The sequence below is a fragment of the Streptomyces sp. NPDC050422 genome (assembly GCF_044458665.1).
In the GTDB taxonomy this organism is placed as follows: domain Bacteria; phylum Actinomycetota; class Actinomycetes; order Streptomycetales; family Streptomycetaceae; genus Streptomyces.
This window is the reverse complement of sequence record NZ_JBITIE010000017.1, coordinates 1-14691: the sequence shown is the minus strand read 5'-3', so window position 1 is coordinate 14691 and position 14691 is coordinate 1. Positions and strand designations below refer to the sequence as shown.

Annotated in this window: 18 protein-coding genes; 16 read left to right on the top strand and 2 right to left on the bottom strand. The window is 68.3% G+C overall.

What is annotated here, in order from left to right; translation table 11 throughout:
* Positions 1-4 precede the first annotated feature (4 nt).
* From rplF to truA, 15 genes are all read left to right on the top strand, one after another.
* On the top strand, positions 5-544 hold the full coding sequence (gene rplF, locus ACIBJG_RS25910; RefSeq protein WP_399310838.1) for a 50S ribosomal protein L6: 540 nt from the start codon (positions 5-7) through the stop codon (positions 542-544).
* Between the two features lie 3 nt (positions 545-547).
* Positions 548-931 carry a 50S ribosomal protein L18 gene (gene rplR / locus ACIBJG_RS25905; RefSeq protein WP_219569007.1) on the top strand — a complete coding sequence of 128 codons (384 nt, stop codon included), beginning with the start codon at positions 548-550 and terminating at the stop codon, positions 929-931.
* Between the two features lie 47 nt (positions 932-978).
* Positions 979-1578, top strand: a complete 600-nt coding sequence (gene rpsE, locus ACIBJG_RS25900; protein WP_399310836.1) for a 30S ribosomal protein S5 — start codon at positions 979-981, stop codon at positions 1576-1578.
* Positions 1578-1760, top strand: a complete 183-nt coding sequence (gene rpmD / locus ACIBJG_RS25895; protein ID WP_024491595.1) for a 50S ribosomal protein L30 — start codon at positions 1578-1580, stop codon at positions 1758-1760. The genes rpsE and rpmD overlap by 1 nt, the downstream gene beginning before the upstream one ends.
* A gap of 1 nt (position 1761) precedes the next feature.
* The gene (gene rplO / locus ACIBJG_RS25890; RefSeq protein ID WP_250968189.1) at positions 1762-2217 is read left to right on the top strand and encodes a 50S ribosomal protein L15; all 456 of its coding nucleotides are present in this window, start codon (positions 1762-1764) and stop codon (positions 2215-2217) included.
* Between the two features lie 223 nt (positions 2218-2440).
* Positions 2441-3760 carry a preprotein translocase subunit SecY gene (gene secY, locus ACIBJG_RS25885; RefSeq protein WP_359078357.1) on the top strand — a complete coding sequence of 440 codons (1320 nt, stop codon included), beginning with the start codon at positions 2441-2443 and terminating at the stop codon, positions 3758-3760.
* Positions 3760-4416, top strand: coding sequence for an adenylate kinase (locus tag ACIBJG_RS25880; RefSeq protein WP_399310832.1), 657 nt, complete (start codon positions 3760-3762; stop codon positions 4414-4416). Before secY ends, ACIBJG_RS25880 begins: the two co-directional genes overlap by 1 nt.
* Before the next feature lie 124 nt (positions 4417-4540).
* On the top strand, positions 4541-5377 hold the full coding sequence (gene map, locus ACIBJG_RS25875; RefSeq protein WP_399310830.1) for a type I methionyl aminopeptidase: 837 nt from the start codon (positions 4541-4543) through the stop codon (positions 5375-5377).
* Positions 5378-5666: 289 nt separating this feature from the next.
* Positions 5667-5888, top strand: a complete 222-nt coding sequence (gene infA, locus ACIBJG_RS25870; protein ID WP_014047798.1) for a translation initiation factor IF-1 — start codon at positions 5667-5669, stop codon at positions 5886-5888.
* 60 nt (positions 5889-5948) lie between these two features.
* Positions 5949-6062 carry a 50S ribosomal protein L36 gene (rpmJ, locus tag ACIBJG_RS25865; RefSeq protein WP_003956441.1) on the top strand — a complete coding sequence of 38 codons (114 nt, stop codon included), beginning with the start codon at positions 5949-5951 and terminating at the stop codon, positions 6060-6062.
* Between the two features lie 194 nt (positions 6063-6256).
* Entirely contained in the window at positions 6257-6637 is a 381-nt protein-coding gene (gene rpsM, locus ACIBJG_RS25860; protein ID WP_014047799.1) for a 30S ribosomal protein S13, read from the top strand.
* Between the two features lie 105 nt (positions 6638-6742).
* Positions 6743-7147 (top strand): 30S ribosomal protein S11, encoded by a 405-nt coding sequence (rpsK, locus tag ACIBJG_RS25855; RefSeq protein WP_003956432.1) that lies wholly within the window; start codon positions 6743-6745, stop codon positions 7145-7147.
* Between the two features lie 139 nt (positions 7148-7286).
* Positions 7287-8309 (top strand): DNA-directed RNA polymerase subunit alpha, encoded by a 1023-nt coding sequence (locus ACIBJG_RS25850; RefSeq protein ID WP_003966937.1) that lies wholly within the window; start codon positions 7287-7289, stop codon positions 8307-8309.
* Between the two features lie 287 nt (positions 8310-8596).
* On the top strand, positions 8597-9100 hold the full coding sequence (rplQ, locus tag ACIBJG_RS25845; RefSeq protein ID WP_136328425.1) for a 50S ribosomal protein L17: 504 nt from the start codon (positions 8597-8599) through the stop codon (positions 9098-9100).
* 90 nt (positions 9101-9190) lie between these two features.
* Positions 9191-10045, top strand: a complete 855-nt coding sequence (gene truA, locus ACIBJG_RS25840; protein WP_399310828.1) for a tRNA pseudouridine(38-40) synthase TruA — start codon at positions 9191-9193, stop codon at positions 10043-10045.
* 7 nt (positions 10046-10052) lie between these two features.
* On the opposite strand, the gene ACIBJG_RS25835 is transcribed toward truA, so the two are convergent.
* Both ACIBJG_RS25835 and ACIBJG_RS25830 read right to left on the bottom strand, forming a co-directional pair.
* A complete protein-coding gene (locus ACIBJG_RS25835; RefSeq protein WP_399310826.1) occupies positions 10053-11924 on the bottom strand; it encodes a hypothetical protein in 1872 nt (623 codons plus the stop codon).
* A gap of 55 nt (positions 11925-11979) precedes the next feature.
* Positions 11980-12837, bottom strand: coding sequence for a hypothetical protein (locus ACIBJG_RS25830; RefSeq protein WP_399310825.1), 858 nt, complete (start codon positions 12835-12837; stop codon positions 11980-11982).
* A gap of 67 nt (positions 12838-12904) precedes the next feature.
* Between ACIBJG_RS25830 and ACIBJG_RS25825 the strand changes: the two genes are divergently transcribed.
* Positions 12905-14524: an ABC-F family ATP-binding cassette domain-containing protein gene (locus tag ACIBJG_RS25825; RefSeq protein WP_399310823.1), complete on the top strand. Its 1620-nt coding sequence runs from the start codon at positions 12905-12907 to the stop codon at positions 14522-14524.
* Positions 14525-14691: the final 167 nt, after the last annotated feature.

Genomic DNA, 14691 nt, shown 5'->3' with positions numbered 1-14691 from the left:
GCTCATGTCGCGAATCGGCAAGCTCCCCATCCAGGTTCCCGCCGGTGTGGACGTCACCATCGATGGCCGTACGGTCGCAGTGAAGGGCCCCAAGGGTTCCCTCTCGCACACCGTTGCCGCGCCGATCGAGGTCACCAAGGGTGAGGACGGCGTTCTGAACGTCATCCGCCCGAACGACGAGCGTCAGAACAAGGCCCTTCACGGCCTGTCCCGCACGCTGGTGGCGAACATGATCACCGGCGTGACCCAGGGATACATCAAGGCGCTCGAGATCAGCGGTGTCGGTTACCGCGTCCAGGCGAAGGGCTCCAATCTGGAGTTCGCCCTGGGCTACAGCCACTCGATCCTGATCGAGGCTCCCGAAGGCATCACCTTCAAGGTCGAATCGCCCACGAAGTTCAGTGTCGAGGGCATCGACAAGCAGAAGGTCGGCGAGGTCTCGGCGAAGATCCGCAAGCTGCGGAAGCCTGACCCGTACAAGGCCAAGGGCGTCAAGTACGCCGGCGAGGTTATCCGCCGCAAGGTCGGAAAGGCGGGTAAGTAAGCCATGGCATACGGTGTAAAGATTGCCAAGGGTGACGCCTACAAGCGTGCCGCCCTCAAGCGTCGCCACATCCGCGTCCGGAAGCACATCTCGGGTTCGCCCGAGCGTCCGCGCCTGGTTGTGACGCGTTCGAACCGTCACATGGTGGCTCAGGTCATCGACGACATCGCGGGCCACACGCTCGCGTCGGCGTCGACGCTTGACGCTTCCATCCGCGGTGGCGAGGGTGACAAGAGTGCCCTCGCCAAGCAGGTCGGGGCCCTGGTCGCCGAGCGCGCCAAGGCCGCAGGCGTCGAGGCCGTCGTGTTTGACCGCGGTGGTAACCAGTACGCCGGGCGGATTGCCGCTCTGGCTGACGCCGCCCGTGAAGCCGGGCTGAAGTTCTAAGCCCCGGTTCCTACGCACAGCGGACGTAACAGAGAGAGGTAATTCCAATGGCTGGACCCCAGCGCCGCGGAAGCGGTGCCGGTGGCGGCGAGCGGCGGGACCGGAAGGGCCGTGACGGTGGCCCTGCCGCCGAGAAGACCGCGTACGTCGAGCGTGTCGTCGCGATCAACCGCGTCGCCAAGGTCGTAAAGGGTGGTCGCCGCTTCAGCTTCACCGCGCTCGTCGTGGTGGGCGATGGTGACGGCAGTGTCGGTGTCGGATACGGCAAGGCCAAGGAAGTTCCCGCGGCCATCGCCAAGGGCGTTGAAGAGGCCAAGAAGAGCTTCTTCAAGGTTCCGCGTATCCAGGGCACGATCCCTCACCCGATCCAGGGCGAGAAGGCTGCGGGCGTCGTTCTGCTCAAGCCTGCTTCCCCCGGTACCGGCGTGATCGCCGGTGGCCCGGTGCGCGCCGTTCTGGAGTGCGCCGGCGTTCACGACATCCTGTCGAAGTCGCTCGGGTCTTCGAACCCGATCAACATCGTGCACGCGACCGTGGCGGCCCTTCAGGGCCTGCAGCGTCCCGAGGAGATCGCGGCCCGCCGCGGTCTGCCCCTCGAGGACGTCGCCCCCGCGGCTCTCCTTCGTGCTCGTGCGGCGGGTGTGTAATGGCTCGCCTCAAGATCACGCAGACGAAGTCGTACATCGGCAGCAAGCAGAACCACCGCGACACCCTGCGTTCGCTCGGGCTCAAGCGCCTGCACGACGTGGTTGTCAAGGAGGACCGCCCCGAGTTCCGCGGAATGGCTAACACCGTCCGCCACCTCGTGACGGTTGAGGAGGTCGACTGACATGGCGGAGAACAAGCCGCTGAAGGCGCATGACCTCCGGCCTGCCCCGGGTGCCAAGACCGCCAAGACCCGTGTGGGTCGTGGTGAGGCGTCCAAGGGTAAGACCGCTGGTCGTGGTACCAAGGGCACCAAGGCCCGTTACCAGGTTCCGGAGCGCTTCGAGGGTGGCCAGATGCCCCTCCACATGCGTCTCCCGAAGCTCAAGGGCTTCAAGAACCCGTTCCGCACCGAGTACCAGGTCGTGAACCTGGACAAGCTCGCGACGCTCTACCCCGAGGGTGGAGAGGTCACGGTGGCCGGTCTGGTCGCCAAGGGCGCTGTGCGCAACAACCACCTCGTCAAGGTCCTCGGACAGGGCGAGATCTCCGTGGCACTGCAGGTTTCGGTTGACGCCGTCTCCGGCTCCGCCAAGGAGAAGATTGCCGCCGCAGGCGGCACCGTCACCGAGCTCGTCTGAGACAACTCGGACCATTCGGTGGCCTGAACATCCGACCGGGGATGCCTCTCATATGGGGCATCCCCGGTTGGTCGTTCCTAGGGGGGCATGTACGCCGGTAAGGTGGCCTCCGTTGCTGTGGTAAGCCCTGGGCGCAAGCGCCTTGGGCCCTTTGGCTCTTACGTATTCATCGATCCTCAAGACCGTCACCTCTACGCATTGCGCGGGGGTCGCAGGAGGCACCGTGCTCACCGCGTTCGCCCGGGCGTTCAAGACGCCCGACCTGCGCAAGAAGCTGTTCTTCACGCTCGGCATCATCGTGCTCTACCGGCTCGGGGCGCACATCCCGGTACCGGGAGTGAGCTACGAGAACGTCCAGACCTGTGTTGATCAGGCAAGTAAGGGCAACAACAGCCTCTTCGGCCTGGTGAACATGTTCAGCGGTGGTGCACTGCTGCAGATCACGATCTTCGCGCTCGGCATCATGCCGTACATCACGGCCAGCATCATTCTTCAGCTGCTGACCGTGGTGATTCCCCGACTCGAGGCGCTCAAGAAGGAAGGGTCGTCCGGGCAGACCAAGATCACGCAGTACACGCGTTATCTGACGGTCGCGCTCGCCATCCTCCAGGGCACCGGCCTGGTGGCCACCGCACGCAGCGGTGCGCTCTTCAGCGGTTGCCCGGTCGCCGATCAGATCGTCCCGAACCAGTCGATGTTCACGACGGTCGTCATGGTCGTCACGATGACCGCCGGCACCTGTGCCGTCATGTGGCTCGGTGAGCTCATCACCGACCGCGGCATCGGCAACGGCATGTCGATCCTGATGTTCATCTCGATCGCCGCCAGCTTCCCCGGCGCCATCTGGGCCATCAAGACGAGCGGCAAGCTCGCGGACGGCTGGATCGAGTTCGCCACCGTCATCCTGATCGGCTTCGTGATGGTGGGCCTCGTCGTCTTCGTCGAGCAGGCCCAGCGCCGTATCCCGGTGCAGTACGCGAAGCGCATGATCGGACGCCGGTCGTACGGTGGTACGTCCACCTACATCCCGCTGAAGGTGAACCAGGCGGGTGTGATCCCCGTCATCTTCGCTTCTTCGCTGCTCTACATCCCGGCCCTGATCGTCCAGTTCTCCAACTCCACGGCGGGCTGGGCCACCTGGATCCAGGACCACTTCGTCAAGGGCGACCACCCGTACTACATCGCGACGTACTTCCTGTTGATCGTGTTCTTCGCCTTCTTCTACGTGGCGATCTCGTTCAACCCCGAGGAAGTCGCCGACAACATGAAGAAGTATGGTGGCTTCATCCCGGGCATCCGGGCTGGTCGCCCGACCGCCGAGTACCTGAGCTACGTGCTCAACAGGATCACTTGGCCGGGCTCGCTGTATCTGGGTCTGATCGCTCTTGTGCCGACGATGGCGTTGGCAGGCTTCGGTGGTGCCAACCAGAACTTCCCGTTCGGCGGGACGAGCATCCTGATCATCGTGGGTGTGGGTCTGGAGACCGTGAAGCAGATCGAGAGTCAGCTCCAGCAGCGCAATTACGAAGGGTTCCTCCGCTGATGCGAATCGTCCTCGTCGGCCCGCCGGGTGCCGGCAAGGGAACGCAGGCTGCGTACCTTGCCAAGAACCTGTCGATTCCGCACATCTCCACGGGCGACCTCTTCCGCGCCAACATCAGCCAGGGCACCGACCTTGGCAAGCAGGCCCGCGCCTACATGGACGCGGGGCAGCTGGTGCCGGACGAGGTCACGATCGGGATGGCCAAGGACCGCATGTCCCAGCCGGACGCGGTCAACGGCTTCCTGCTCGACGGCTTCCCGCGCAACGTGGGTCAGGCCGAGGCCCTCGATGTGATGCTCAAGGACGAGGGCGTAAAGCTGGACGCGGTGCTCGACCTCGAAGTACCCGAGGACGAGGTAGTGAAGCGGATCGCGGGCCGCCGGGTCTGCCGCAACGAGAGCGCGCACGTGTTCCACGTGACGTACAACCCGCCGAAGACCGCAGGCGTCTGCGACACCTGCGGCGGCGAGCTGTACCAGCGCGACGACGACAGCGAAGAGACGGTCCGCACCCGGCTCGAGGTCTACCACACGCAGACCGAGCCGATCATCGACTACTACAGGGCTCAGGACCTGGTGGTCACCATCTCCGCGCTCGGCAAGGTCACCGATGTGACCGAGCGGGCCATGGAGGCTCTGAAGTCCGACAAGGGCTGAGAGAGCACCCGCAGTACGTGTTGTGCAGTCGGCCGCGGCGTCCTTGGGCGCCGCGGCCGACTGTTTGCGCCGTATCGTTGAATACACCGCAGCCGTCACCGTCCATGCAGAAAGGCGCCGCGCAATGGTGCAGATCAAGACCCCCGAGCAGATCGCGAAGATGCGTGAGGCGGGGTTGGTGGTCGCCGCCATTCACGCCGCCACCCGCGAGGCGGCGGTGCCCGGCGCCACCACGCAGGACCTGGACCAGGTCGCCCGCAAGGTGATCGCCGACCACGGCGCGAAGTCGAACTTCCTCGGGTACGGCGGATTCCCCGCGACGATCTGCACCTCGGTCAACGAGGTCGTCGTCCACGGCATCCCGGACGACAAGACCGTCCTCAAGGACGGCGACATCATCTCCATCGACGCCGGCGCGATCATCGACGGCTGGCACGGCGACGCCGCGTACACGGCCTTCGTCGGCACCGGTCACGCTCCGGAGCTCATCGAGCTCTCCCGGGTGACCGAGGAGTCGATGTGGGCCGGCATCGCCGCGATGAAGGTGAACAACCGCCTGGTCGACATCTCGAAGGCGATCGAGTCCTACATCCGCCGCCAGCCCCGCCCCGCGACGGGCAAGTACGGGATCATCGAGGACTACGGCGGGCACGGCATCGGCACCGAGATGCACATGGACCCGCACCTGCTGAACTACGTCGCCCGCAAGCGCGGCAAGGGCATCAAGCTGGTCCCGGGCCTCTGCCTGGCCATCGAGCCGATGGTCTCCCTCGGCACGGCCCGTACCGAGGTGCTGGAGGACGAGTGGACCGTCATCACCACTGACGGCACCTGGTCCTCCCACTGGGAGCACAGCATCGCCCTCACGGAGCAGGGCCCGCTGGTCCTGACCGCTCCGGACTGCGGCCGCGAGAAGCTGGCGCAGTACGGCGTGGAGGCGGCGCCAGACCCGCTGGGGTGAGTGCCGTCCGACGGGCGGAGCCCGGTGCAGCGGGCCGAAGCCTGTGAGGCGCTCCGGCGCCGAGCGCGCGAGGGCTGCGTGGAGGAGGGGCCGGCGTGGAGGCTGCGCCCGACCCGCTGGGGTGATTGACAGCCACCCGGAGGTCTAAGGATCTCCCGCGGTGGGCAAACTTGACGGATTCGTCTTTTGGAGTCCGCTGACGTAGACTGACTCGTCGGCTCTCGTGCATCCGTGTGTCCGCATGCGAGTGACGGAAGTCGATCAAGGTAGCCGATTCGAAAGGCGAAGCGTGGCCAAGAAGCAAGGTGCCATCGAAATTGAGGGCACCGTGATCGAGTCTCTCCCGAACGCCATGTTCAGGGTGGAGCTCCAGAACGGTCACAAGGTCCTCGCGCACATCTCCGGCAAGATGCGGATGCACTACATCCGTATCCTTCCGGACGACCGGGTCGTGGTGGAGCTCTCCCCGTACGACCTGACGCGTGGCCGGATCGTCTACCGCTACAAGTAGATCTTGCCTACATCTCGCTTCGGCGGGGTGCCGGCACTGACCCGGAGAACCTGACATCCCATGAAGGTCAAGCCGAGCGTCAAGAAGATCTGCGACAAGTGCAAGGTGATCCGCCGTCACGGTCGGGTCATGGTCATCTGCGACAACCTGCGCCACAAGCAGCGCCAGGGCTGACGCACGACCCCCTCGCATCTCGCAGTACTTCGCGCGACGCACGTAAACGTACATACGCAGTGCCCGTCCAAGCCACGGCTGACGACACCTCCGGCGGGGGCCGGAGACCCGGGCGTACCATCTCTCCCAGCGAGAGGTCGGCGGTCGGGAGTGGCGCTGCGGAAGACCCCCGAAATGACAACTGGAGCCATTGAATGGCACGCGTTTCAGGTGTTGACATCCCGCGCGAAAAGCGCGTGGAGGTTGCCCTCACCTACGTCTTCGGTATCGGGCGCACCCGGTCCAAGGAGATCCTCGCCACCACCGGCGTGAACCCCAACACCCGCGTTCGTGACCTGGCCGAAGAGGACCTGGTCAAGATCCGCGAGTACGTGGACGCCAACCTCCGCACCGAGGGTGACCTTCGCCGCGAGATCCAGGGCGACATCCGCCGCAAGATCGAGATCGGCTGCTACCAGGGCATCCGCCACCGTCGCGGTCTGCCGGTCCACGGCCAGCGCACCAGCACGAACGCCCGTACCCGCAAGGGTCCGCGTCGCGCGATCGCCGGCAAGAAGAAGCCGGGCAAGAAGTAGTCCTCAGCGGACGCACTGCGAGCGTCCGGGTCACCGGACATCCGCAGTATCCAGCGGTCTTCGCTGTAGGACCGATCACCTCCCCTCTCCATCTGGAGTCAAGACATGCCCCCCAAGGGTCGTCAGGGCGCAGCCAAGAAGGTGCGTCGCAAGGAAAAGAAGAACGTCGCTCATGGGCACGCCCACATCAAGAGCACGTTCAACAACACCATCGTCTCGATCACGGACCCCTCGGGCAACGTGATCTCCTGGGCCTCCGCCGGCCACGTCGGCTTCAAGGGCTCGCGCAAGTCCACCCCCTTCGCCGCGCAGATGGCCGCCGAGTCGGCCGCCCGCCGCGCGCAGGAGCACGGCATGCGCAAGGTTGACGTCTTCGTGAAGGGTCCGGGCTCCGGCCGCGAGACCGCGATCCGCTCCCTGCAGGCCACGGGCCTGGAGGTCGGTTCGATCCAGGACGTCACCCCGACGCCGCACAACGGCTGCCGTCCGCCGAAGCGTCGCCGCGTCTGATCCGGTGCGGCCGGTGACGGCCGCGCACGGCCAGTAGCGTGGATGCGGGCGGTATGTCCCTCTGGGGGCCTGCCGCCCGTATCCTTGTTTCATCTGTCGGGTGTCAAATAGTGGGCGCCCACGACTGAAGGATTCACACATGCTTATCGCTCAGCGTCCGTCGCTGACCGAAGAGGTCGTTGACGAGTTCCGCTCGCGGTTCGTCATCGAGCCGCTGGAGCCGGGCTTCGGCTACACGCTCGGCAACTCCCTGCGCCGCACGCTCCTCTCCTCGATCCCGGGTGCCGCTGTCACCAGCATCCGCATCGACGGTGTCCTGCACGAGTTCACCACCGTGCCGGGCGTCAAGGAGGACGTGACCGACCTCATCCTCAACATCAAGCAGCTGGTCGTCTCCTCGGAGCACGACGAGCCGGTCGTGATGTACCTGCGCAAGCAGGGCCCCGGCCTGGTCACCGCTGCTGACATCGCCCCGCCGGCCGGTGTCGAGGTCCACAACCCGGACCTCGTCCTGGCCACGCTGAACGGCAAGGGCAAGCTGGAGATGGAGCTGACCGTCGAGCGCGGTCGCGGCTACGTCTCCGCCGTCCAGAACAAGCAGGTGGGCCAGGAGATCGGCCGGATTCCGGTCGACTCCATCTACTCGCCGGTGCTCAAGGTCACGTACAAGGTCGAGGCGACCCGTGTCGAGCAGCGCACCGACTTCGACAAGCTGATCGTCGACGTCGAGACCAAGCAGGCCATGCGTCCCCGTGACGCCATGGCGTCGGCCGGTAAGACCCTGGTCGAGCTGTTCGGTCTGGCGCGCGAGCTCAACATCGACGCCGAGGGCATCGACATGGGCCCCTCGCCGACGGACGCCGCGCTCGCCGCCGATCTGGCGCTGCCGATCGAGGAGCTGGAGCTCACGGTCCGCTCGTACAACTGCCTCAAGCGCGAGGGCATCCACTCGGTGGGCGAGCTCGTGGCCCGCTCCGAGGCGGACCTGCTCGACATCCGCAACTTCGGTGCGAAGTCGATCGACGAGGTCAAGGCGAAGCTGGCCGGTATGGGCCTGGCGCTGAAGGACTCGCCTCCCGGCTTCGACCCGACCGCCGCGGCTGACGCCTTCGGTGCGGACGACGACGCGGACGCCGGTTTCGTGGAGACCGAGCAGTACTGAGTCGCCTCCGGCTGGGGTGCCTGTCCTTGACGGGCGCCCCGGACCGGGCGAGGGCGTTGTCCTCAATCGCCGGACGGGCTTGATTACGGCCCGTACGCGAGGGTTTGTCCTCAATCGCCGGACGGGCTTGAATTGGCCTGGCGAGCATGATGCGGCTGCGAGCCGGATGGTGGCTCGCCTGGCTGGACGAGTGCTTGTTCGGCGTCTGAAACTTCCGTGTGGCGACCGCCGCACGGGAACTGACACCGGTACCTGATACGGCCGGTGCAGCACACAAGGAGAAAACCATGCCTCAGCCCGCCAAGGGTGCCCGTCTGGGCGGCAGCGCTGCGCACGAGAAGCTTCTTCTCAACAACCTCGCGAAGTCGCTGTTCGAGCACGGCCGCATCACCACGACCGAGGCCAAGGCCCGCCGCCTGCGTCCGGTCGCCGAGCGTTTCATCACCAAGGCGAAGAAGGGCGACATCCACAACCGTCGCCTGGTGCTGCAGTCGATCACGGACAAGGGCATCGTGCACACGCTCTTCACCGAGATCGCCCCGCGGTACGAGAACCGCCCCGGTGGCTACACCCGCATCACCAAGATCGGCAACCGTCGTGGCGACAACGCCCCGATGGCCGTCATCGAGCTGGTCGAGGCCCTGACCGTGGCGCAGGCTGCCACCGGTGAGGCCGAGGCCGCCACGAAGCGTGCGGTCAAGGAAGACGCCCTCAAGAAGGACGAGACCCCGGTCGAGTCCGTCGAGGACGCCAAGCCGGCCGAGGCCGACGAGGAGTCCAAGGACGCCTGAGCGTTCTGAGACCTCTGGACGGGCCCGTACCACCCTTCGGGGCGGTGCGGGCCCGTTTCGCTGTGTACGGATCTTGAGAGGACCGCTGGTGTGAGTGACGTGGTGGAGCCCGGCTTTGTCCGGGTGCGGCTGGACCTGGCCTATGACGGCAAGGACTTCTCGGGCTGGGCGAAGCAGACCGGCCGGCGGACCGTCCAGGGGGAGATCGAGGATGCGCTGCGGACCGTGACCCGCTCCTCGCGCACCTACGACCTGACCGTGGCCGGGCGCACCGACGCAGGGGTGCACGCCCGCGGCCAGGTCGCGCACGTGGACCTGCCGGCCGAGGTGTGGGCCGAGCACGCTTCGATGCTGCTGCGGCGGATGGCCGGGCGGATGGCGCCCGATGTGCGGATCCGGCGGATCGAGGAGGCGCCGCCCGGGTTCAACGCCCGCTTCTCCGCGCTGTGGCGCCGGTACGCGTACCGGGTGTCGGACGGCCCCGGCGGCGTCGATCCGCTGGTGCGCGGTCATGTGCTGTGGCACGACCGGGAGTTGGACCTCGACGCGATGAACGCGGCGGCCGCAGGCATGACCGGGGAGCACGACTTCGCCGCGTACTGCAAGAAGCGCGAGGGTGCGACGACCATCAGGACGCTGCAGACGCTGAGTTGGGTACGTGACGAGGCGTCCGGGATCATCACCGGCACCGTGCGGGCCGACGCCTTCTGCCACAACATGGTGCGTGCCCTGGTCGGGGCGATGCTGTTCGTGGGAGACGGGCGCCGCCCCTACCCGTGGCCGGCCGAGGTCCTCGCCGCCCGGGTGCGCGATCCCGGGGTGCACGTGGTGCGGCCGCACGGGCTGACGCTGGAGGAAGTCGCCTACCCGGCCGACGAGTTGCTCGCCGCCAGAGCGGTGGAGGCGCGTAACGTGCGGACGCTGCCGGGGGCCGGCTGCTGCTGACGGCTGTTCAGGAAGCCGTACGTCTGCGACGGCGCAGCGCGGAGGCGAGTGAGCCCGCCAGATACAGCGCCGCGCCGCTCAGCAGCGAGGAGCGGAACCAGCCGATCCGAGGACTCCACCAGGCGAGGACGGCGGCCGTACCCACGGCCGCGAGACCGACGGTCCGCGTCAGCCACCAGCGGGCCGTCCGCGGGGTGCCGTCATCGGGCGCGGGCGGATGGCTGCCCGTGCTCGTCGTCATCGTGTCGCGCATCCCCGCCAGGATGGAGCGGCGGGCCTGCACCCGGGCGCCGGGGATCTCGCCGAGGATCTCGGTGTCCCCGCCGAAGCCGGGCGGGACGGGCGGCAGGCCGAGGGCGGTCACCAGGTCGGCCTGGTGACGGACCGGGTCGCCGGTGGCGCGCAGGAGATGGGCCAGCGGGCGGGGGTCCGCCACCCGGTACAGATGCGCGAGGTCACCGGCGACCTCCTGCACGTCGGCGTGGTCGCGGGCGGGGGCCTCGGCGTCCCAGGTGTGCGTCGCGACCCGCCGGCCCTGGTGGAGGGCGGTGACGGTGCAGCGCTCGGGGGTGCGGTGCAGCACCAGGGCGGGCCAGCTCTCCCCGGTGGTGAAGGTCTCCGCCGCCGCGGTGAGCGGCTCCTCCGGGAGCAGCGCCGCGCGCCGGCCGCGGGTGGGCTCGGGGACCACCTCGACATAGCTGTAGCCCTCGCCCGCCGGGGCCGTACGCAGCGAGAAGCCACAGATCAGAGCCGCCTGGGCCACGGCGGCCGGGGGAGCGGGGACGATCGCGACCGCGCGCGGGGTGAGGGCCGCCCAGTCGGGGGTGATGACGGGCGGTTCGGGCGGGCGGCCGAAGAGCGGGACCTGCGAGGCGAGGTCGAGCCGGACGTCCGACCGGGCTTCGAGGAACTCGGTGCGGGGGTCGCCGAGCCGGTTCCACGGGTACTCGGTGGCGTGGACGCCGATGGCCCGGAACACGTCGAGGGCTTCGGCCGGGCGGTCCGACATGATCAGCAGCAGGGCCAGGTCGTTGCGGAAGCCGGCCGCCTCGCGGTCGCCGGCGCCGTCGTAGGTGTCGGAGAGGCTCAGCGCCCTGGTGATGGCCGCGTCGACCTTGGGTCCGTACGGGTCGGGGCCCTCGGGCTCGTCCGCCTCGGACAGCCGGTACTCCAGCGCCGCCTGGAGCGGCAGCGCGTGCAGTCTGGAGCCGGGCGGGGCGGAGGCGGCCACCCGCTCCGCGTACCGGAACATCTCCTCGTGCGAGCCGTACCACTTGGCGCACAGGTACTGCAGCGCCTGTGCGTGGCAGCCGAAGTGGTGCGGGTCGCGGGCCTCGGCCTCGGCCAGATACGCGTCGAAGACCTCGCGCGGGGCCTGGATGCCGCGGGCGTGGGTGAGCGCGATGCGCCAGGGGACCGGGTCGGCGGGATTGAGCTCGGCCGCGGAGCCGATCGCCGGCACGGCGTCCTCCAGCAGCGCGAAGAAGGCCTGGAACTGGTCCCGTTCGACGTCCTTGGCCCGTGCGCCCGTCCGCACCTTCCAGGCCTGGTGGAGGTGGAAGTCGGCGACGACGAGCAGGGCGTCGGGGTCCTCGGGAGACTCCGCCAGCCAGGCGTCCAGCCAGCCGTCGTGGTGCAGCGCGGTCCGGGCCAGCCGGCTCACGTACGCGTCCCTGCGCTCCCACTGGGCGTGCAACCGGGTCGAGGCGAGGAGATCCCGCGCGGGGGAGTGGTCGCCGGCCGTCGCCGCGGTGAGGGCGGCGCGCAGCGGGGCGTCCGGCGGGTCCAGGACGACGGCCTCGTCGGGCGCCAGGTCGACACCGATGGCATCGCGGTGGCGCAGGATGCGCAGGAAGGAGACCAGGAAGACGAGACGCACAGCAGCGGTCCTCCGCATCCGGGAGAGGTGACAGAGCCGAAGGACGGGCAGCGGGTCAGTCGGTGGGGGCGGCGGTGGCCGCCGCCGAGGCCTGGACGTCGCCGCGGTGGCGGATCTGGCGGAACGTGAAGTTCGTCAGGTCGTCGCCGACGGCGAACACGTTCTTGTCGGCCTTGGTGACGTTCTTGCCGCTGGTGAAGCCGCCGACCGTGAAGTAGGCGTACCGGCCGTAGGAGTTGGCTGTGCGCCGGCAGACGGCGCCGCCGCGGCAGAACGTCGGCACTCCCGATCCGCTCAGCGAGGCCATGCCTCCGCTGGCCTGCTGCGCGGCCTTCTTGGCCTGGGCCTCCGTCTCGAAGACCGCGAGGCCGATGGTCACGGCCACGCCGCTGCGGGTGTACGTGGCCCGCAGGACCTGGTCACAGCCGTTCTTCGTGAGGATCGAGCCGAGAGCGCCCTGCGTGGTCGTGGCGCACTTCGTGGTGCGGTTCGTCGCGCCCTTGGAGTAGACGCGGTCACCCATCGTCAGCTTCTTGCCGGGGAAGAAGGCGTCCAAGGTGACGGGCGCCCGGTCCTTCTTCCCGTCGGATATGTAGTCCTTCGGATTCGGCGGGGGAGCCGGGGCCACCGACGAGAACGACGGCTCGGGCTGCGTCGACCGGCTGGGCAGATCGGTCGCCGACGGCAGCTCGCTCGCGTTCTTCCCGGACGCGCCGCCGGGGTCGTCCTTGTTGGTCGAGATGACCGCGGTCGCCACGATCGCGGCGACCGCCGCGGTGGCGAGCCCGCCCCCGCCGATCATCAGCCACCTCTTGCGCCTGGCGCGCGCCGCCGACGCCTCGGCCAGCGCCGCCCAGTCCGGAGTACCAGTGCCCCCGGGCCCCCAGGAGGGCCCCCCTTGCCCAAAGCTCATGGGCCGAATCCTAGGCCCTGGGTAATCCGGTTGGGCCAGGGCTTAGCTGCCCGTGACAATGCTGTGCATGGGACATCTTGAAGCAGGCCATCTCGAGTACTACCTACCGGACGGGCGGGTGCTGCTCGGCGATGCTTCGTTCCGCGTGGCGGACGGTGCCGTGGTCGCCCTCGTCGGGGCGAACGGCGCCGGGAAGACAACGCTGCTGCGGCTGCTCGCCGGGGAGCTCCAGCCGCACGGCGGCTCGGTCTCGGTCAGCGGCGGGCTCGGCGTGATGCAGCAGTTCGTCGGCTCGGTGCGCGACGAGCGCACGGTGCGGGACCTGCTGGTGTCCGTCGCCCAGCCCCGGATCCGCGAGGCCGCCCGCGAGGTCGACCGGGCCGAGGAACTGATCCTCACCACCGACGACGAGGCCGCGCAGATGACGTACGCGCAGGCGCTGAGCGACTGGGCGGAGGCGCGCGGGTACGAGGCCGAGACGGTCTGGGACATGTGCACCATGGCCGCGCTCGGCGTCCCGTACGAGAAGGCACAGTGGCGCGAGGTGCGCACGCTGTCCGGCGGCGAGCAGAAGCGGCTGGTGCTGGAGGCGCTGCTGCGCGGGCCCGACGAGGTGCTGCTGCTCGACGAGCCGGACAACTATCTGGACGTCCCCGGCAAGCGCTGGCTGGAGGAGAAGCTGAAGGAGACCCGCAAGACGGTCCTCTTCGTCTCCCACGACCGGGAGCTGCTCTCCCGCGCCGCCGAGAAGATCGTCAGCGTGGAGCCCAGCCCGGCCGGCAGCGACGTCTGGGTGCACGGTGGCGGCTTCGCCACGTACCACCAGGCCCGCAAGGAACGGTTCGCGCGCTTCGAGGAGCTGCTGCGCCGCTGGGAGGAGGAGCACGCCCGGCTGAAGGCGCTCGTCCTGCGGATGCGGCAGCAGGCGGCGAACAGCCCCGACATGGCGAACCGCTACCACGCGATGCAGACCCGCTTCAAGAAGTTCGAGGACGCCGGGCCGCCGCCGGAGCCGCCGCGCGAGCAGGACATCAAGATGCGGCTACGCGGCGGGCGGACCGGGGTGCGGGCGGTGACCTGCAAGAACCTGGAGCTGACCGGCCTGATGAAGCCGTTCGACCTGGAGATCTTCTACGGGGAACGAGTCGCCGTCCTCGGCTCCAACGGGTCGGGCAAGTCGCACTTCCTGCGGCTGCTGGCGGGCGAGCCGGTGGCGCACACGGGGGAGTGGAAGCTCGGGGCGAGGGTGGTGCCCGGACACTTCGCGCAGACCCACGCCCATCCGGAACTGCTGGGCAAGACGCTCGTCGAGATCCTGTGGACGGAGCAGGCCAAGGACCGGGGCGGCGCCATGTCCGTACTGCGGCGGTACGAGCTGGAGCGGCAGGGGGACCAGCCGTTCGAGAAGCTGTCCGGCGGCCAGCAGGCCCGCTTCCAGATCCTGCTCCTGGAACTGGCCGGCACGACCGCGCTGCTCCTGGACGAGCCGACCGACAACCTGGACCTGGAGTCGGCCGAGGCGCTCCAGGACGGGCTGGAGGTCTACGACGGCACGGTGATGGCCGTCACGCACGACCGCTGGTTCGCGAAGTCCTTCGACCGGTACCTGGTCTTCGGTTCGGACGGTGTCGTACGAGAGACGACGGAGCCGGTGTGGGACGAGCGGCGGGTGCAACGCGCGCGGTGACGCGTTGCCCCGGCGGTCCGGGGTGCGCCTTGGAGTGCGGGTGCGCACCTGTCCGGTGGGTGGGGGTGGGGTCCCTCCGGGGAGACTCCTCAAAAATGGCGTGTTCACCCGACGACGAACCTGTACCCGGGTCGTACGCCATTTTCTGCGGGGACTCCCCTGCACGC